Raw genomic sequence first — 17,479 nt, 5'->3', positions numbered from 1 at the left:
GAAGCAGGTTACGTTGAATCAATCTGCTTCACCTTATCTGAATCCTAAGCACGACATACAGTCAGCAAGCGCACTCAAACAACCTCCAGGTAAGAACTATGGATCGCCCGCGCCACCCCCCGCACCGTTTCGATGAATTCCGTGAGACGGCTATGCAACCCATCCTCCAGAATTTCATCAATCCCCGTATACCGCAGCCGCGCCTCGAACTCCGCCGCCAACCGCTGCGCCGTGCGCCCGTAACTGCCGGGCAGGTCGGCGAGGATATGACTCAACTCTTCGATACAGGCATGCAACGAACGCGGCACATCGCTGCGTAGCAACAGCAACTCGGACACCGACCGCGCATTCAGCGCATTCGGATACAACTCCGTATACGCCTCGAACGACGATAACGCGCGGAGCAGGGCGCTCCACTGGTAATACCCGCGTGCCGACAGGTCGCTGACTTCTTCCGACTCTTCGCCGAACATCTCGTAGCGCGCGTCCAGCAGGCGCAGGGTATTGTCCGCGCGTTCGACAAAAGTGCCCAGGCGAATGAACCGATAGGCGTCGTTGCGCATGATGGTCCCCGAGGTCGCGCCGCGGAACAGGTGCGAACGCTGCTTGACCCAGTCACAGAAGTGGCTGATGCCATGGCGTGCCAGGCCGCCGGCGGCGATGCTGCGCATTTCCAGCCAGGTGGCGTTGAGGTTTTCCCACATGTCGGCGGTGATGCGCCCGCGTACCGCATGGGCATTGCCCCGCGCGGCGCGCAGGCAATTGTAGATGCTGGCGGGGTTTTCTTCGTCGAGGGCGAAGAAGTGCAGCATGCGCTCGGCATCCAGGGTTTGATGGCGCTCCAGGTAACTGTCCAGGGTGCCGCTGCTGAGCAACGACATCGCCAGTTCGTCCAGGCCATCGCTACGCCCGGCCTGGGGCATCAGCGACAGCGAATAACTGACTTCGAGCATGCGCGCCAGGTTCTCGGCGCGTTCCAGGTAACGGGACATCCAATACAGATCTGCGGCGGTTCTACTCAACATACTCAGCCCTCCACCACCCAGGTGTCCTTGGTTCCACCGCCTTGCGACGAGTTGACGATCAACGAGCCCTCACGCAATGCCACCCGCGTCAGGCCTCCCGGCACCAGGCGGGTTTCCTTGCCCGAGAGCACAAAGGGCCGCAGGTCGATATGCCGGGGCGCGATGCCGTTTTCGACAAAGGTCGGGCAGGTGGACAGGCTCAGGGTCGGTTGGGCGATATACGCATGGGGGCGGGCCTTGATGCGTTGGCGGAAATCTTCGATCTCGGCCGCCGTGGCCGCTGGGCCGACCAGCATGCCGTAGCCGCCGGAGCCCTGGGTTTCCTTGACCACCAGTTCGGCCAGGTTGGCCAGCACGTGGGACAGTTCATCGGGCTTGCGGCACTGGAAGGTCGGCACGTTTTGCAGGATCGGCTCTTCATCCAGGTAAAACTTGATCATCGCCGGCACATAGGGATAGATCGATTTGTCGTCCGCCACGCCGGTGCCGATGGCATTGGCCAGCACCACATTGCCGGCGCAGTAGGCCGCGACCAGCCCTGGCACGCCGAGCATCGATTCGGGATTGAACGCCTGCGGGTCGAGGAACGCGTCGTCGATACGCCGGTAGATCACGTCCACCGCCTTGGGCCCGTCGGTGGTGCGCATGAACACCTTGAGGTCGTGCACGAACAGGTCGGCGCCTTCCACCAGCTCCACGCCCATTTCCCGGGCCAGGAACGCATGTTCGAAGAACGCGCTGTTGAAGCGCCCGGGCGTCAGCACCACCACGTTGGGGTTGTCCAGGCGGCTGGCGCTTTTCAGGGTCTTGAGCAGCAGGTTGGGGTAGTGGTCCACCGGCGCGATGCGCTGCTTGGCGAACACTTCGGGGAACAGGCGCATCATCATCTTGCGGTCTTCGAGCATATAGCTCACGCCGCTGGGGGTGCGCAGGTTGTCTTCGAGCACATAGTAGGTACCGTCGCCGTCGCGTACCAGGTCCACCCCCGAGATGTGGGAATAAATATCGCGGTGCAGGTCCAGGCCGACCATGGCCTTCTGGTAACCCTCGTTGCCCAGCACCTGGTCGGCCGGAATGATCCCGGCCTTGATGATGCGCTGGTCGTGGTAGATGTCGGCGAGGAACATGTTCAGCGCATTGACCCGCTGGATACAGCCGCGCTCGATCACGCTCCACTCACTGGCGGGGATGCTGCGGGGGATGATGTCGAAGGGGATCAGGCGCTCGGTGTCCTGCTCGTCGCCATAGAGGGTGAAGGTGATTCCCGCGCGATGGAACAGCAAATCGGCTTCGCGGCGACGCTGGGCCAGCAATTCCGGCGGCGTGTTGGCCAGCCAGCGGGAGAAGTCCTGATAGTGCGCACGGCACACGCCGTTTGCGTCATTCATTTCATCGAAGAAAGATCGAGCCATTCCAGTACCTTGTCAGTGCCGAGGGACGCATGGGGTGGCACTGCCGCTTTAAAAAACGCATTTTTTATGAGCCCGTGGCTGATGGTGCCACCGGGCCTGGTCCTTACTTTCTTATGGGGTCGGCTCTGGGTCGGGGGGTAACGAATGTTCCTGTATTCGGGCAGATGAATGGATAAAGCAATGCGTGTGCCGGAATGGGCATCCCGCGCTGATTTCCCATTGTGGTGAGCCCGCTCACCACAACAAGCTCGCTCGCCACAGAAAAAAGGCCGGCCATGACAAGGCTGCTCACCATAAGGGAGCGGCTTGCGCACCGCGATGGTGCAACAACAAACTTGAACTTCGCCACGGCCCGATTCTTCTAAGGGGTTTGAGCCCAGCAGGGAGCACGGATGTGCCCAGAATCATTTCACCCGACACCCCGGAAGCGAACCTGGCCGACCACAGCGAGCACAACGCCAAGATCTTCGGCTCGCCCAAGGACCGCCTGGACTTCTACCGTCGCGAAATCCAATACGAAACCACCATCCTCGCCAACCGCACCGATGCCTACCTGACGGCGCAGTCGTTCCTGGTGATTGCCTTTGTCTCCGGCATGGGCAACCTCAACCCGGAGTGGGGCAAGTTGTTCACCCTGGTGGTGCCGGTGTTCCTGACGCTGCTCGGCATACTCAGTTCCCTGAATGCCTGGCCGGGGATCCGCGCCGCGTACGAAATCATCGATCACTGGCACTACAAGCAGAGCGAACTGCTGCGCAGCGAGCCGGTGATGGGCATGGCCTACGATGAGTCGCCGCTGTTTTCCGAAATGGAGTCCTCCCATAAGGGCTATCGCAAGTCGCTGCTGTTCTCCATGCGTGCGCCGTGGCTGTTCATGGTGTTCTGGGTGTTGCTGGGGGCGTACGCGTTTTATATCCAGGTGGATAACCCGGGCTCTTAAGCAGTTGGAACTTCAGCGGCCGGCACGGGACCTTACCTTTACGCAGTTTGCGTTTTTCAAACGAGGTGAGCCATGAGCACAGACAAAGACCCCCAGACCAGCAACCGTAACGACCCGGCAATCGACGGCGGCGAACCGGCCCCAGGCACGGCGGCCGATGCACCGAAAGACCCGAAACCCGCCGCCGACCCCAAGGCCAAGGAAAACGACTACAGTCCAGACTTCAAGCCTGAGCGCGAGCCCAAGCCTGAAACCGATGCCGATATCGACACCCAGGGCGGTTAGAGGAGACGATCATGTCCAAAGAACTGGAAGAAGAACTCAACGATCCGGGCAATGAAGACCCGGGTTCCCTGATGGATGATGCAGAAGTACCGCTCAATGATCTGGATGACGCGGCGGATGTGGGCAATACCGAAAAGCCCGATTAATCCCGGCCCTGTAGCTGTCGAGCCCTGGCAAGGCAGCTGCGGGTATGAACAATGTCTCGGCCGTTGAAGCAAACGGTAACGACTGAAGCTGGAACACTCTCGTCAGCCAAGCACACACACCTCAGACAGCATCGCAGGAAGACAGCTGCGCGGCTGGGGAACATTTCCCTCACTCCCTACCGATCTTGGCCGATTATGACTTTTTCCACCGCTACCGCCGCCGCCCGCCCCATAAACACTGCGCCGATAAGTGCCAATTCTTGGGAGGATTCCGAGGACACCTTTGTCATTAAAAATGCCAGGGAAAAATTCAACGAGAGCCTGGTGAAGGACTTGAACAGCGGCAAAATGCCGCCTGACGTCAACAACCTCCTCGAGGCCGTGCTGTCGCCAGGCCAGGCAGGCCTGCCCAACGTGCAAGTCAGGACCTTCGCCGTGGATGGTGTTCAAGCCAAGGACATCATATTCATTCAACGGGTACCGCTTGTACCTGATGGGCCTGACATCGTGCTTTATGTTCCGGAGAAAGACGGCAGTTCATACCAGTCTTTCAATACTGTCGAAGACATGAACGCCTGGTTGCAAACACGCGCTGACGACCCCAGGCTACTCAAGGCATTTACCCGGCACTTTGCGCGGGACAGCGCTCCCGAAAAACAAGCCCATGTCGCCGATACACTGATTCGATTCAGAAACCATGACATCAATGCCGTCGTCGGGCCTTATGCCAACGAAGGTGACGATATATTTGTCCGACTGGACAAGGGGCCGTCCGCACCGCCCGCTGCGGTCAACGGTTTGACAAGGCTTAAGGAAGAACAGATATCCCCCGAAGGGCGGGTGCTTTATTCAGGACTGCGACCGGATGGTACAAAAGTACTCTTTGAATATGACGCCTACGGAAACCTTCAAGGTGGAGATAAAAAGGGCAATTTCTATTTTGTTAAAAACGGCTTGAACAGCCCCAGGCCGCTGGTGCCGATGACGGAAAGTGCATTCAAGCAAACGGTTCGGAACGAAGCGCTCGACAATATCGGTGCAAACGATACGCGGGGGCTCTACGAAGAACTGTTGAGGCACCTTGAACATCCCTCCGCCGGCATCGCCGATGCCCTGCAGGCGTTCGGGGTGAATAAGAACGCCGCCGATGCCACAGAGCGGTACCTGGACAATCCCTTCAGCGCGCTGCTGGTTGATTTGAATACCCGCAACCAGATCGGCAAGGTATTCGGCGTTGACAAGCAAACCATGGACTCGGCATTGAAAGGGGTCGGCGATTTGGCGCAACGGTTCGTTCCTGTTTATGGACAGGCGAGGAGCTTGGGATCGTTACTTGCCAAAGCGATCAGGAATGAGCCTCTCAGTGTTCAGGAGACACGGGACCTTGCTGATAACCTGGCGTTGAAACCCGACAGCCCGGCATTAAAGAACCTGCCTGCAGCGCAGACGCCTGGCAAGCCCTCCGTCGCCATGCCGGTGCAAATGAACGCCCATTAATCTGCCCCCCGCTGGATCTCACCGCTCCAATAACAAGCGCTCCAGTGCTGTCGCGGGTAATGGCCGACTGAACAGATAGCCCTGGATCTGATCACAACCGGCCTCTTTCAAAAACGCCAGTTGCGCCTGGGTTTCCACGCCCTCGGCCACCACCCGCAGGCTCAGGCTGTGGGCCAGCTCGATAATGGTGCGGGTGATCGCGGCGTCCTGGGGGTTACTGGTGACCTCGCGGATAAACGCAATATCGATCTTCAGCGTGTCGATGGGAAAGCGTCGCAGGTAGGCCAGGCTGGAATAACCGGTGCCGAAGTCGTCGATGGAGATCTTCACGCCCATGGCGCGCAGGCGTTGCAGGCTGGCGATGGTGTGCTGGGTATTCTCCATCAGCGAGCCTTCGGTCAGTTCCACTTCCAGCCAATGGGGTTCGACGCCGGTCTCAGTGAGAATGCGCGCGATATCGGCAATCAGGTCGCCCTCGATCAACTGATGGCCGGAGACGTTCACCGACACCTCGACGGCGCCAATCGCGCTGCGCTGCCACGTCGCAATCTGCTGGCATACGCTGCGGATCACCCAGCTTCCCACCTCCACGATCAAACCCAGGCTTTCCAGGACGGGCACGAACACCGCCGGCGATACCGCGCCGTAGCCTGGGCGCTCCCAACGCAGCAGTGCCTCCAGGGCGCAGATCTGCCCGTCGGCCAACGCGACTTTTGGCTGGTAGTGCAGGGTGAACTCATCGTGCTCCACGGCCTGGCGCAGGGCGGTTTCCAGGTCCTGGCGGGCCAGGTCGTGCACGTTCATGCGCGTGCTGTCACCGGCATGTTGGCGCAGTTGCTGTTCAAGCAACTGGCTATGGCGCTTGAGTTGATCGCCGTGGCTCTTGAGCCGCAGCAGGTTGCGCACCCGCAGCCACAGCTCGACCCGTTCCACCGGCTTGCTGATGAACTCTTCAGCACCGGTTTCCAGGCCACTGACCCGCGCACTCGACTCGCTGAGGGCCGACAGCATGATGATCGGAATGCTCGCCGTGGCTGCGTCGCCCTTGAGCTGGCTGGCCACTTCGTAGCCGTCCATGCCTGGCATCATGATGTCCAGCAGGATCAGGTCAGGTGGTTGCTTGGCCACCAGTTGCAAGGCTTCCTCGCCGCTGCCTGCACTCAGGGTCCGGTAGCCCTCGTGTTGCAACAGGGTTTCCAGCAGCTTGCGAACCTGGGGTTCGTCATCAACGATCAACAGCGTTGCGGGTTGGCTGGCCATGGAGAGGACTCATCTGAGGGGGGCGAGGGTTGTGTGTTGCAACAGCGTGTCGATCACCTGGTACAGCTCTTTGTAGCGCAGCGGCTTGCTGATGTAGGCATCGCAACCGGCCAGCCGGGTCTTTTCACGGTCTTCCTTCATGGCCATGGCGGTGAGGGCAATCACCGGGATATGGGCGGTGTGCGGGTCCTGCTTGAGCAGTGCGGTAGCGGCCAGGCCATCCATGCCAGGCAGCTGGATGTCCATCAGGATCAACGCCGGTTGGGCTTCGCGGGCCAGGGTCAGGCCGCTCTCGGCGTCGGCGGCCCACACCACCGTGTGGCCGGCGTTGACCAGCAGCAGCCGGGCCAGGCGCATATTGGCCTCGTTGTCTTCGACGATCAGGATATGGGCCATTCAGCCTCCGTGCCCCGGTGGAGTGGCAGCCACACCACAAAACGAGCGCCCAGGCCTTCACGGCTGGCCACCGCAACGCTGCCGCCATGCAGGTCGGTGAGTTGCTTGACCATCGCCAAGCCCAGGCCGGTGCCTTCGAATTTGCGCGCCAGGCTGCTGTCGATCTGGCTGAAGGCCTTGAACAGCTTGCCCATGTCGTCCTCGGCAATACCGATGCCGGTGTCGCTGACGCTCAATTCGAGGAACTGCTGGTGGACGCTGGGTTGCAGGACAAACCCGTGCATCGGCCAATCGCCGGGCACTCGCCCGACCTGTTCGCGGGCCACCTGGCGCACCGCCAGGGTCACGGAACTGCCGTGGGCGCTGAACTTCACCGCATTGGCCAGCAGGTTGTAGATGATCTGCTTGGTCTTGCGCAGGTCCAGGGCCAGTGTGCCGAAGTCGCCCTGGCTTTCGAGCTTCAACTGGATGCGTTGCAGGGCGGCTTTTTCGCGCACGATCAACAGGCTGTTGGCGAGCAACCCCGCCAGTTCCACGGACTCCAGCTCCAGGTCCATCATCCCGGCTTCGACCTTGGACAGGTCGAGAATGTCGTTGATCAGCGACAACAGGTGCTGGCCGCTGGTAAAGATGTCGCCGATGTATTCGCGCTGGGTCTCACTCATGTCGCCCACCAGGCCGTCCTTCAACGCCTCGGAAAAACCGATCACCGCATTCAGCGGTGTGCGCAATTCGTGGGACATGGTGGCGAGGAATTCGGATTTCATATGGCTGGCATGTTCCAGCTCCAGGTTCTTTTCCTCCAGCGCGCGCTCAAAGCCTTTGCGCTCGGCTTCTTCGTGTTTGCGTGCGGTGTTGTCGGTACCGATCAACAGGTAACCGATGATGGTGTCATGACGGTTACGTAGCGCCGTCACCGAGACCATGGCCGACAGGCGGCTGCCGTCCTTGCGGATATAGGTCAGCTCGTAAATATCCTCGATGCCACGGGAGGCCTTGAACACCAGGGCTTCGAAACCCGGCGTGATCGGCGTGTCCAGCTCCAGGCTGAGGGCGGCGGCGCGGGTGATCAGTTCGGCGGGGTCGGAGATATCGGCGGGGGTGATGCGGTTGAGGACATCCTCGGCGGCATAGCCGAGCATGCGTTCTGCGCCGACATTGAAGATCTGGATCACGCCTTTTTCATCGGTGGCGATGCTGGAGAAGTAGGCGCTGTTGAAGATTGCGTCTTGCAGGGCACCGGTTTTCAGCAGGGTCTTCTGGCGTTTGAATTCGACGATTTTTTCGGCCCGCGATTGGGCTTCAAGCGGTGGTCCAGTGACGGGTTTGTCCATGGCGGTGTTTTCCAGGCAGATCGGCCCGGCCGTGTCGATGACAGGGCCGCAGAGCATGCTCACAGAAAATCGCGTGGACGCGATGAGGAGGAGATGAGATCCCCGGACAATAGCAGATACCGCCCGCACTACGGTATGGATACACTCAAACGGGTGTACGCCGACACAGGGCGGCGGGCCGCCCTGTTACCGTGCGGCGCGGTTTAGAGCATCACGCTGCTGATGACCTGGGTGCTGTCATCCGGGTTGATGACGCTGTGGAATCCCAAGGCCTGGTTCAACTCGCGCAACGGCGCATTGGTTGCCGCGTCGACCGTGTACATGCGTTTAAAGCCATTGGCGCGTGCCGCCGTCATCAGGTGCAGCATCAAAAGGCGCCCCAGGCCCAGGTGTTGCCAGGCATCGGCCACGGTGACCGCGCATTCGCATTCATCCGCGTTGGCTGCGGCATAGCGGGCCACGCCGATCTCGATCAGTTGGCCGTTGTCGTGCACCAAGGCGATAAAGGCCATGCGTTGCTGGTTATCGACATCCATCAATTGGTCCATCAGGGTCTTGCCGGGCTCGTTGATTTCCCCCAGGAAGCGCGCGTGCCGCGATTCACGGGACAGGCCCTTGATGAAGTTGTATTCCCGTTCACGGTCGTCGGCGCCGAGGGGGCGCACCAGTACATGGCGGCCATCGTCGAGCTGATCGATCCAGTGCGGTTTCGGCAGTGCTGCGTAGGCGGGGGCGGCCTGCTGGTTACGTGCTTCGAGGGTAGGCATGGTGTGGGCTCCTGGCGGTCAGCATCGGGCAACAGTGCCTTGCTCGATCATGCCCCCGGGGGCTGGGGCGCCATTGATCTGCATCAAGACGCCTGGCCGCCGGGCAGGGCAGGCGACGTTCGGTCATGCGCATCGGCAAAGGGTTGACCATGATCAACGTTCGGCGCGCCGTCGCGGCGCAGTCTGGTCCCACCCCACATGCCCAGCAGGAGGTCACACCATGGCAACCATGAGAGCCGCTGTCTTCGTTGAGAAAAACCGCATCGTCCTCGAGGATAAACCGATCCCCGAGGTCGGCCCGCTCGACGCCCTGGTGCGGATCACCACCACGACCATCTGCGGCACCGACGTGCATATCCTGCGCGGTGAGTACCCGGTGGCCAAAGGGCTGACGGTGGGCCATGAGCCGGTGGGCATCATCGAGCGGCTGGGCTCCCAGGTGCGCGGTTTCGTCGAAGGGCAACGGGTGATCGCCGGCGCAATCACGCCCAGCGGGCAGAGCTATGCGTGCCTGTGCGGCTGCGGTGCCCAGGACGGCCCCGACACCCGCCATGGTTTCCGTGCCGCCGGCGGCTGGAAATTCGGCAACACCCTCGACGGCTGCCAGGCCGAATACGTGCTGGTGCCCGATGCGCTGGCCAACCTGTGCCCGATCCCCGATGGCCTGAGTGACGAGCAGGTGCTGATGTGCCCGGACATCATGTCCACCGGCTTTTCCGGTGCCGAGCGTGGTGAGGTCAACATTGGCGACACGGTGGCGGTGTTTGCCCTCGGGCCGATCGGCTTGTGCGCGGTGGCGGGGGCACGGCTCAAAGGTGCGTCGATGATCATTGGGGTCGACGGCGTCAGCGAACGCATGGGCGTCGCCCGTGGCCTGGGCGCGACCCATATTGTCGACTTCAAGCAAGGCAACGTGGTCGAGCAGATCATGGCCCTGACCGACGGGCGTGGCGTGGATGTGGCCATCGAGGCGTTGGGCACCCAAGGCACCTTCGAATCGGCCTTGCGCGTGTTGCGTCCCGGTGGCCGCTTGTCCAGCCTTGGGGTGTACTCCAGCGACCTGCGCATCCCCTATGACGCGTTTGGCGCAGGCCTGGGGGATTACAGCATCGTCTCGACCCTGTGCCCCGGCGGCAAGGAACGCATGCGTCGCTTGATGGCGGTGGTCGCCAGCGGCGGGGTGGACCTGTCGCCGCTGGTGACCCACCGCTTCAAGCTCGACGACATCGAGGCGGCCTATGAACTGTTCGCCCATCAGCGCGATGGGGTGATGAAAGTCGCGATTACGCCCTGATACCCGCTGGGCCGATCACTGCGCAATCTCCAGGCTCGCCCGCAGGCCGCCGGCCGCCAGGTTGTCCAGGCGTACCTGGCCGCCCAGGCGTTGGGCGATGGTTTGCACGATGGTCAGGCCCAGGCCGGCGCCCTGGGCATTGCCACGGCTGTAGAACCGCTCGAACAGCCGCTCACGCTGGCTTTCGTCGATGCCAGGCCCCTGATCCTCGACGCTCAGGACCCATCCCCTGGCTGTTTTGCACAACCCCACGGTAATCACCCCGTGCTCCGGGGAGAAGTTCGCCGCGTTGGTCACCAGATTGGTCAGGGCGATGTTGATTGCGCCGGCATCGGTTGTTACGCGGTACTGGGCATCGTCGACATCGAACACCAGCTCGAGGCCTTTGCTCAGCAGCCAGGGTGTCAGCTGAATCAGCGTTTCACGCACCGTTGTCGCCAGGTCGATAGCTTGCACGGCTGGCAGCCCGGCGCTGGGTTCCAGGCGTGCCATGGTCAGCAATTGGTTGACCAGGCGGCTGGTGCGGTCGACACCGCTGATCAGGAAGGCCAGGGACTCGCGCCGTTCGGTTTCAGTGCCGGCTTCCAGCAGGTTTTGCGCGTGCACCCGCAATACCGCCAGGGGCGTGCGCATTTCGTGGGCGGCATCGGCGATAAAGCGCCGCTCGCGGCCGAGCATGTCCTGGATCTGCGCGAGCATGCGGTTCAACGACGCCTGCATCGGCTCCAACTCCATGGGCAGGGGCGTCAGTTGCATCGGCTCCAGTGAGCCGGAATGCCGCGCGCGCAAGGTGGCGGCCATATCGGCCAGCGGCTTGAGGCCCCAGCCGATGGCCAGCCAGACCATGGCGGCGAGGATCAGGCTGCCCAGCACGTTGGGCCACAGGGTATGCCGCACGATGCGCTGGACCAGGTCGGAGCGCACGTCATCACGCTCGCCGACCCAGATACGCAGGCCGTTGTCCTTGTCCTTGAGCACGAAGCCGCGCCATTGGCGGCCATTAAGGTCGTCGATATTGCTGTACCCCGGCTGTGCGGGGGGCGTGGCGAATGACGGGGCGCTGGTGGTAAACACCAGCAGTTCGCCCTGTGGGCTCCACACCTGGAAGGCGATTTTGCTTTCATAGGGGTGCCCGTCCACCTTGGGCATGGCGTTGCCCAAGGCTTTGTTGAAGGCGCGATACAGGTCGGCCTGGTCCTGGCTGGCCAGCGGCATGCTCATGACACCCTGGAGCAGGCGGGCGTTCTGCGCCAACTGCGCGTCGTAGACTTCGGCGATTTCGTGATTGCTGTCATGCAGGTTGAGCACGCTGATTACCAGCAGCCCGGTGAGCAGCAGGCCGATAATGAGGCTCAGGGTTCGCCGCCGAATCGAGGTCATTGGCGCTCCTCCACCAGGTAGCCCACGCCGCGCACGGTGCGGATCAGTTCACTGGAGAACTTCTTGCGCAGGTGATGGATATGCACCTCCAGGGTGTTGCTTTCGGCTTCTTCGTTCCAGCCGTAGAGCAACTGCATCAACTGGTCGCGGGTCATCACGCGGCCCGGCGGCGACAGCAGCTCGTGCAGCAGTTGATATTCCTTGGGGGTAAGCAGTACCGGTGCGCCGTGGTAACTGACCTGCTGGGTGCTCGGGTCCAGGCAGATGCCTGCGTGTTCGATCAATACCCGTGCCCGGCCGGCGCTGCGGCGCAGCAGTGCACGCAGGCGTGCCTTGAGTTCGGCCAGGTCGAAGGGCTTGATCAGGTAATCGTCGGCGCCGGCGTCCAGCCCGGCGATGCGGTCTTCGGTGGCATCCCGTGCGGTGAGGATCAGCACCGGCAGGTTGGAGCCGCTGTCACGCAGGCGCCGCAGCACCTCCAAACCGTCCATGCGTGGCAGGCCGAGGTCAAGCACTGCCGCATCGAAGGTTTCGCTGAGCAGCGCATGCAAGGCGCTGCTGCCATCCTGCAGCCAATCGACGGTGTAGCCCTCACGCACCAGCGCCTGGTGAATGCCTTCGCCCAATGCCACGTCATCCTCGATCAGTAAAAGGCGCACGCAGACTCCTTGTCATTTGAGTTTTTGGTTGATGTCAGCCAGCACGCCTTCGATCTCTTTGCGCCGCCCGGCATCGGCGGTTTCGCGACCGGGCCGGGGCGCGGCCAGCAGGGCTTTTTGCAAGGCTTCACGGGCTTCGCCATAGCGTTTTTGCCGGTACAGGTGGTCACCCCAGAAGTACAGACTATCAATGCCTGCCGGGTTCAGTTGCAAGGCTTGTTTGAGCAGCGCTTCGGCCTTGTCCGCATCACCGAAGCCGATCGGCCAGCCGGGCACCCGGTCGTACAGGGCGGCCAGGCTGGTATAGGCCGAGCCTTGCAGGGCCTGGGGATCCAGGGCGAGAGCTTTTTCCAGGTCGACCTTGGCCGCCTTGACCTTGCTTAACGCGCCAAGCCCGCCCTGGGCACCCGCCCAACTGCTGGTGACGATGCCTGACCAGATCCACGCCTCGGCGGCTTGGGGGCGGTCGTGGGTGAAGGCCGTAGCCTGGGTGGCGAGTTGTTCAAAAGCCTGGGTCCGTTGTTCCTCGGGCAGGTTGTATTGGATGTGCGCCCAGCGCGTCTGGATCTCGTTGAGGCGTTGTTGGTCGACGGCGTCCATCGCCCAGGTGAAGGGGCTCAGGGCGGTGAGCAGCAGCGCGGTAAAGAGTTGTTTCATGGCTTCGGGTCCTTATTCTCAGGTGTGTCGCTCAGGCGGCGTACCAGCGGCAGCTGTTTACGCAAACCCCGGTCGACCAGGTTCGGCAGCAGGCTGTTGAGGCGCACAAAAAAACGCTCCGGCCAGCCCAGGTACAGATCGCGACGCTGGTTGGCTATGGCCTGGATCACGGCCGATGCCACGGTGTGCGGGTCATCGACGTTGGATTTGAGCGCATCGTTCAAAGCCTGCGCCGCCGGGCTGTTCATCGCGGTGCGGGTCGCGCGCGGTGCTACGTACAGCACGCCGACGCGGGTGTCGGCCAGTTCCCGGCGCAACGCTTCGGAAAACCCGCGCAAGGCAAACTTGCTGGCGCAGTAGGTGGCGTAGCCGGGGTAGCCGATGGAGCCATAGGTGGAACCGACATTCACCACCATGGCGCTCGGTGCCTGCTTGAGCAGCGGAAGCAGCAGCTTGGTCAGGCAGATCGGCGCGGTGATGTTCAGCGCCAGCATGCCGTTGATGTCGCTGTCTTCAAGTTGCTCAAGCATGGCGAAGTGATTGATGCCGGCGGCGTTGATCAGCAGGTTGATGCCGCCGATGGCTTCGGCGGCGGCCAGCACCTTACGGCGGTCGGCGAGGAAGGTCAGGTCGGCACCGACCCAGCAGAGTTGCTCCGGGTAGCGCTCAAGCAACCCCTCCAGTGGTGCACGGTGACGGGCCACGGCCAGCACCTGCGCACCACTGGCACACAGGGCGGTGGCAATCGCCAGGCCGATGCCACCGCTGGCGCCGGTCAGCACCACGCGCGTTTCAGACAGGCGCATGGGGCGCCTCCCCGAGACGCGGCAGGCTGCGGAACATGTCGGTGTAGAGCGCATACACCACCTTGGAGGCGCGTATCACCGCGGCCTGGTCGTCGGGGTCGTCCAGGCTGTTCATCAAGCGGCGATAGGTTTCCATGTGGCCGATATCCAGGGATCCGTGGGAACTCAGGTAGCTGAACGCCGTTGCCGGCAGTTGCAAGCGCTCACGGATGCTGCCGGCCGCGTGGGTGGCCAGGGCGATGCTGGTGCCTTCGAGCACATTGACCATGCCGAACAGGCCGACCGGGTTGTCACGGGCGATCAGGTCGTAGAGGTAACTGACCATCAACTCGATGGGCAAACCGGGGCGCCCGTCACGTACCGCGTCGTCATCACCGCCGCAGGCGGCAATGTCATCGAGCACCCACTGCTCGTGGCCGTATTCATCCTCGATGTACTCGCAGACAGCCTTGCGCAGCCATTCCAGGCGCGAAGGCAGGCGCGCACCGCAGGCCATCATCAACGGCACGGTATGCCGCACGTGGTAGTAGGCCTGGGCCAGGAACGCGCGATAGCTGTCGAGGCTGACCTTGCCCTCCAGGGCGTCGCGGATGATCGGCAGGTTGAACAGCGCATGGCGCTCCTGCTGGGTGGCTTCTTGCAGCGTGTCGAAAAAATTCACGATGAGGCTTCCTCGTTGAATGCCGGGGCAAATTGGGCTTGATAACGGGCGACGATGGCGTCGCGCCGTGGCCGGCCATTGGCGGTGAGCAAGCCATTGGCGGCGGTGAAGGGGTGCGTCAGGCGCGTCCAGCGATGCACCTGGGCGTAGTCCGGCAGGCCGCTGTTGGCCTCGGCCACGGCGGCGGCCAGTTGCGCGTCGCTGCAGTCGGCGCGATGGGGCCAGAGCAGGGCGTGGTTCTGCGGCAGGGCTTCGCCATACACGAACGCCTGGGCGATCACACCGCCCTGGGTCAGCTCGGCCTCGACCCAATCCGGGTTGACGTTGCGCCCGTAACTGGTAACGAACTGATGTTTCTTGCGGCCCTTGAGGTAGAGAAAACCGTCCTCGTCAAAGGCGCCGAGGTCGCCGCTGGGCCACCATTGCTCGGGTTGGTCTGTCTGGCCCAGGTAGCCGAGCAACGTCGAGCCCTTGATCAGCACTTCATCGTCTTCGGCCAGGCGGATTTCCACGTGGGGCAGTGGCCGGCCGACACTACCAGGACGGTGTGCCTCGGGACGATTGAGGCTCACCACGGAGGCGCATTCCGACAGCCCATAACCTTCGTATACCGGTACGCCCAGTTGCTGCGCGCGCTGCAGCAAGGCCTTGGAGACGCGCGCACCGCCGACGGCGGCAAAGCGCAGGCCCTGTGGGCTGAAGGCCTTTTGCTCGGCAGCAATCACCAGCATCAACAGCAATTGCGGCACCAGGATCAGGCTGTGGGGCTGACGCGTTGCCAGGCAGCCAAGCAATTGTGCGGCGTCCACCGCGCTGGCGCCCTGGATGCCCAGGCTCTTCTGGCTGGGCAAGCTGAGGGTGGCGCCGGCGTAGAGCGCGGCGTAGCAACCGAGGTTTTCCAGCAAAATCGCGATGGGCAACAGCGCCAGGTGGTGGCGTGGGTCGCTGCCGTGGCTGGCCTGGTACAGCTCGCGGGCCACCCGCAGCAGGCTGTCGGCGCCCAGGCACACGCCCTTGGGCGCGCCGGTGGTGCCGGAGGTGAACGTTACCTTGGCGGTACCCACGGGTATCGAAGGGCGGCCTTCAAAGGCGCGGCACCAGAATTCGCCGCACGGTTGATAGCCGTTGGCGCGCAATTCAGCCGCCAGATGCGGCTCGGCGATCACCCGTTCGGCGTGGCTTTGTTCCAGGCAATGGGCGCGCTGGGCCGGGCTGAAGAACGGCGGCAAGGTCAGGCAGGTCAGGCCTTCGAACAGCACTGCCAGGTCCCACAGCATGGCCTCGACGCCATTGTCCAGGGCCAGGGCGACCACCTTGACGCCTTCGTCGCGCAGGCGCTCCTGCCGATACGCCACTTCGGCGAACATCTGGGCATAATCCATTTTCAAGCTGTCGCCCCACAGGGCGATGGCGCCATCGTTGCGTTCGGCATGGCCACGCAGTACGGCGTGGAAGCGGCGGGTTTCAGGCGACATGGCTGGCGTCCTCGAGGGTGGTTGGCAACCCCAGGCGTGAGAACAGGCCCATGTTGCGCAAATGGATGAACCCGGCGCGGATATTGCCGACATGCACCCACGGTTGGCTTTCGTAGTAACTGCCCCAGTGATGGCGCTCATCGCCCAGGCGCTGCGGGTCGGCCGCGCACAGGGTGACGGGCTTCAAGCCCAGGCGATGGAAGCTGTTGACCAGACCGATATTGCCGGTGAACGCCACCCACTCCAGGCCGCCCATGGCCAGCAGCCAGGTAATGGCGATGATGCTCAGGCGCGCACTGCCGGTGTCGCTGGCCGCGAGGTTGCCGACTTCGGCGATGGCGCCGCGCTCCACGGGGTGTTCGGCGGCGGCACTGATCAGCGGGTCGATCGGATGGTCCAGGTAACGCTCCAGGAACAACGGCTCGGCGCTTGCCAGGCGCACACCGGCAACGGCACACAGCTCGCCGTCGGCCTGGCTGACGCCAAACAACTGCGGCATGAAGTGGCGGATATCGGCGCCGTGGGCAAGGCGAAAACGTTGTTGGATAAACGCTTCGAAGGCAGGCCGCTGCGGGTCTTGGGGCAGGGCGCGGGACAGGCGCAGCGGTGCACTGTCGGCATGGCCGAACAGCACCGGCAAGGAAATGTTCCAATCGATATCGGGCATTGGCAGTACGCCTCCCCAGTGAAGTTGGGAGGAGTATCGGAGGCATTTCTTAACGAAGTCTGAAGGTGGCAAAAGGATATTTTTCCCGATCTTCAGACTGCCTTAAGACTTCGCGGACAGGGTGGCGCGGTCTTTCCACGGCCGCTTGCGGCCACCATCTGCACAAGGCCCCATCCATGACTGAACATCTGCTGACACAGCGCTACACGAAGCTGTCGATGACCCTGCACTGGCTGATGCTGGCGCTGTTTGTCGGCGTGTACGCCTGCATTGAAATCAAAGGCCTGCTGCCTCGCGGCCATGCATTGAAGGGCGTGTTGCTCGGCGGTCACGGGCTGTTCGGCATCGGGATTTTCCTGCTGGTCTGGCTGCGCCTGCTGGGACGCCTGGCGCCGCGCCCGGCGATCCTGCCGCGTCCACCGGCCTGGCAGACTGCCGTGGCGCACCTGATGCACCTGGCACTGTATGGCTTGATGATCGTGACACCGCTGCTGGCCTGGCTGATGCTCAACGCCGCAGGCAAGCCCGTGCCGTATTTCGAGTTCGCCTTGCCATCGCTGCTGGCGGTGGACCCCGACCTGGCCAAGCAACTCAAGCACTGGCATGAGTGGCTGGGCAGCGCCGGCTATTGGTTGATCGGCCTGCATGCTGCCGCGGGGCTGTTCCACCATTACTGGGTGCGTGACAACACCCTGGTGCGCATGCTGCCAAAACGTTAGAAATGCCAAAATTGCACTTTATGCGCTTGATGAAACGTTTCTTCTAGCGACAAACGGCCTGCGCAAGCGCTTGCGTAAGTAAATGTATCTGATTAGAGT

19 protein-coding genes are annotated in these 17,479 nt (G+C 62.4%); 6 read left to right on the top strand and 13 right to left on the bottom strand.

Going from position 1 to position 17,479, the window contains the following annotated elements; all coding sequences use genetic code 11:
* Positions 1 to 74 precede the first annotated feature (74 nt).
* Both BLQ09_RS17715 and BLQ09_RS17710 read right to left on the bottom strand, forming a co-directional pair.
* Positions 75 to 1,025, bottom strand: a complete 951-nt coding sequence (locus tag BLQ09_RS17715) for an alpha-E domain-containing protein (protein WP_027605793.1) — start codon at positions 1,023 to 1,025, stop codon at positions 75 to 77.
* 2 nt (positions 1,026 to 1,027) lie between these two features.
* Positions 1,028 to 2,437, bottom strand: coding sequence for a circularly permuted type 2 ATP-grasp protein (locus tag BLQ09_RS17710; RefSeq protein WP_027605794.1), 1,410 nt, complete (start codon positions 2,435 to 2,437; stop codon positions 1,028 to 1,030).
* Positions 2,438 to 2,831: 394 nt separating this feature from the next.
* On the opposite strand from BLQ09_RS17710, the gene BLQ09_RS17705 reads away from it, so the two are divergent.
* The 4 genes from BLQ09_RS17705 (at position 2,832) to BLQ09_RS17695 (ending at position 5,305) form a co-directional block, all read left to right on the top strand.
* Positions 2,832 to 3,377 (top strand): hypothetical protein, encoded by a 546-nt coding sequence (locus BLQ09_RS17705; protein ID WP_027605795.1) that lies wholly within the window; start codon positions 2,832 to 2,834, stop codon positions 3,375 to 3,377.
* Positions 3,378 to 3,449: 72 nt separating this feature from the next.
* Positions 3,450 to 3,662, top strand: a complete 213-nt coding sequence (locus BLQ09_RS17700; protein ID WP_092358066.1) for a hypothetical protein — start codon at positions 3,450 to 3,452, stop codon at positions 3,660 to 3,662.
* 11 nt (positions 3,663 to 3,673) lie between these two features.
* Positions 3,674 to 3,808, top strand: a complete 135-nt coding sequence (locus tag BLQ09_RS31630) for a hypothetical protein (protein ID WP_256221203.1) — start codon at positions 3,674 to 3,676, stop codon at positions 3,806 to 3,808.
* Positions 3,809 to 4,003: 195 nt separating this feature from the next.
* Positions 4,004 to 5,305 carry a dermonecrotic toxin domain-containing protein gene (locus BLQ09_RS17695; protein ID WP_092358065.1) on the top strand — a complete coding sequence of 434 codons (1,302 nt, stop codon included), beginning with the start codon at positions 4,004 to 4,006 and terminating at the stop codon, positions 5,303 to 5,305.
* 18 nt (positions 5,306 to 5,323) lie between these two features.
* Here the strand turns inward: BLQ09_RS17695 and BLQ09_RS17690 are convergent, their stop codons facing one another.
* The 4 genes from BLQ09_RS17690 to BLQ09_RS17675 form a co-directional block, all read right to left on the bottom strand.
* Positions 5,324 to 6,565: an EAL domain-containing response regulator gene (locus BLQ09_RS17690; RefSeq protein WP_092358063.1), complete on the bottom strand. Its 1,242-nt coding sequence runs from the start codon at positions 6,563 to 6,565 to the stop codon at positions 5,324 to 5,326.
* A gap of 9 nt (positions 6,566 to 6,574) precedes the next feature.
* Positions 6,575 to 6,961: a response regulator gene (locus tag BLQ09_RS17685; RefSeq protein ID WP_092358061.1), complete on the bottom strand. Its 387-nt coding sequence runs from the start codon at positions 6,959 to 6,961 to the stop codon at positions 6,575 to 6,577.
* Entirely contained in the window at positions 6,946 to 8,295 is a 1,350-nt protein-coding gene (locus tag BLQ09_RS17680; RefSeq protein WP_092358166.1) for a sensor histidine kinase, read from the bottom strand. The genes BLQ09_RS17685 and BLQ09_RS17680 overlap by 16 nt, the downstream gene beginning before the upstream one ends.
* A 203-nt stretch (positions 8,296 to 8,498) precedes the next feature.
* Positions 8,499 to 9,062 carry a GNAT family N-acetyltransferase gene (locus BLQ09_RS17675; RefSeq protein WP_092358059.1) on the bottom strand — a complete coding sequence of 188 codons (564 nt, stop codon included), beginning with the start codon at positions 9,060 to 9,062 and terminating at the stop codon, positions 8,499 to 8,501.
* Positions 9,063 to 9,282: 220 nt separating this feature from the next.
* Between BLQ09_RS17675 and BLQ09_RS17670 the strand changes: the two genes are divergently transcribed.
* Entirely contained in the window at positions 9,283 to 10,356 is a 1,074-nt protein-coding gene (locus BLQ09_RS17670) for an NAD(P)-dependent alcohol dehydrogenase (protein ID WP_027605801.1), read from the top strand.
* Positions 10,357 to 10,371: 15 nt separating this feature from the next.
* Here BLQ09_RS17670 and BLQ09_RS17665 read toward each other — a convergent pair whose 3' ends face one another.
* From BLQ09_RS17665 to BLQ09_RS17635, 7 genes are read right to left on the bottom strand one after another with little or no spacing between them, the layout of a single operon-like run.
* A complete protein-coding gene (locus BLQ09_RS17665; RefSeq protein WP_092358057.1) occupies positions 10,372 to 11,736 on the bottom strand; it encodes an ATP-binding protein in 1,365 nt (454 codons plus the stop codon).
* On the bottom strand, positions 11,733 to 12,395 hold the full coding sequence (locus BLQ09_RS17660; RefSeq protein ID WP_027605803.1) for a response regulator: 663 nt from the start codon (positions 12,393 to 12,395) through the stop codon (positions 11,733 to 11,735). Before BLQ09_RS17660 ends, BLQ09_RS17665 begins: the two co-directional genes overlap by 4 nt.
* 12 nt (positions 12,396 to 12,407) lie before the next feature.
* A complete protein-coding gene (locus tag BLQ09_RS17655) occupies positions 12,408 to 13,052 on the bottom strand; it encodes a tetratricopeptide repeat protein (protein WP_027605804.1) in 645 nt (214 codons plus the stop codon).
* Positions 13,049 to 13,858 (bottom strand): SDR family oxidoreductase, encoded by an 810-nt coding sequence (locus BLQ09_RS17650; protein ID WP_027605805.1) that lies wholly within the window; start codon positions 13,856 to 13,858, stop codon positions 13,049 to 13,051. Before BLQ09_RS17650 ends, BLQ09_RS17655 begins: the two co-directional genes overlap by 4 nt.
* Positions 13,845 to 14,519 carry an iron-containing redox enzyme family protein gene (locus BLQ09_RS17645; protein WP_027605806.1) on the bottom strand — a complete coding sequence of 225 codons (675 nt, stop codon included), beginning with the start codon at positions 14,517 to 14,519 and terminating at the stop codon, positions 13,845 to 13,847. Before BLQ09_RS17645 ends, BLQ09_RS17650 begins: the two co-directional genes overlap by 14 nt.
* A complete protein-coding gene (locus BLQ09_RS17640) occupies positions 14,516 to 15,994 on the bottom strand; it encodes an AMP-binding protein (protein WP_027605807.1) in 1,479 nt (492 codons plus the stop codon). The genes BLQ09_RS17645 and BLQ09_RS17640 overlap by 4 nt, the downstream gene beginning before the upstream one ends.
* A complete protein-coding gene (locus tag BLQ09_RS17635) occupies positions 15,984 to 16,661 on the bottom strand; it encodes a thermostable hemolysin (protein WP_027605808.1) in 678 nt (225 codons plus the stop codon). The genes BLQ09_RS17640 and BLQ09_RS17635 overlap by 11 nt, the downstream gene beginning before the upstream one ends.
* A 176-nt stretch (positions 16,662 to 16,837) precedes the next feature.
* On the opposite strand from BLQ09_RS17635, the gene BLQ09_RS17630 reads away from it, so the two are divergent.
* A complete protein-coding gene (locus BLQ09_RS17630) occupies positions 16,838 to 17,380 on the top strand; it encodes a cytochrome b (protein ID WP_027605809.1) in 543 nt (180 codons plus the stop codon).
* Positions 17,381 to 17,479: the final 99 nt, after the last annotated feature.

This window comes from Pseudomonas sp. NFACC25, assembly GCF_900100935.1.
Taxonomy (GTDB): domain Bacteria; phylum Pseudomonadota; class Gammaproteobacteria; order Pseudomonadales; family Pseudomonadaceae; genus Aquipseudomonas; species Aquipseudomonas marginalis.
Note: the sequence above shows the minus strand (reverse complement) of the source record. Positions and strands in the feature narration are given on the sequence as shown.